Raw genomic sequence first — 718 nt, forward strand, 5'->3', positions numbered from 1 at the left:
ATGTAGATATTAATTTTTTAATTACGACTCGCTTAATGCGGTTTTTTTAATGCCTAGAGGGAAGTTATGACAGACACAATATAGGCTAGAAAAGACTTGGAACGCTGTTGTAATGAGTTGTCTAAGTATCAAAACCTGAGTCGATCAGGTCTAAGACACAGTGAATTAATCGCATTAGACAATGTAATGATTCGGCTGAAAGAGCAAATTAAAAATTTAAGGGTGGCATTGAATGGAACTCAGCCAATACACCAGCCTCACCAAAAAATCAGAAATTAAAAGAAAACCAAGAACAAAGCCTTTACCCAAGGCAACACAAAAATATTTAGAAGCTGAAGAAACTTTATTCCAAGAATTAGAAGAACATCGAATTGGATACCGAAGAAAATTTCAATTTGAATCAACTAAGAATTGGCGGTTTGATTTTTATATTGTGAAGTTGAATCTACTTATTGAAATTGCTGGCAGTCCTTGGGCCGTTGGTCGCGGTGGCACAAAGATAGCAAATTCACTAAGCAAATATGATCTTGCTTTAGACAAAGGCTTTAAATTTGAGCGTCTTGAACCTCATCAAATTGAATCAAGTTATGCAATCAACTGGATAAAAAGCGAATTAGCGAGAATTGAAGATGGATCAGATCAGACCATTCCCACCAACTGATTTTATTGACCAAGCTGAAGAAGAGGAAGCAATTCGTATAACTCCAGCACCAGATTT

The 718-nt window shown here is 36.1% G+C and carries 2 protein-coding genes; both read left to right on the forward strand.

Features of this window, described 5'->3' with window-relative positions; genetic code table 11:
• Positions 1–96 precede the first annotated feature (96 nt).
• Positions 97–279, forward strand: coding sequence for a hypothetical protein (locus tag J536_RS26410; RefSeq protein ID WP_228130721.1), 183 nt, complete (start codon positions 97–99; stop codon positions 277–279).
• Positions 233–661 (forward strand): hypothetical protein, encoded by a 429-nt coding sequence (locus J536_RS24625; protein WP_032064331.1) that lies wholly within the window; start codon positions 233–235, stop codon positions 659–661. The genes J536_RS26410 and J536_RS24625 overlap by 47 nt, the downstream gene beginning before the upstream one ends.
• The last annotated feature ends 57 nt before the right edge of the window (positions 662–718 follow it).

It is taken from the genome of Acinetobacter sp. 809848 (assembly GCF_000581275.1).
GTDB lineage: Bacteria > Pseudomonadota > Gammaproteobacteria > Pseudomonadales > Moraxellaceae > Acinetobacter > Acinetobacter pittii.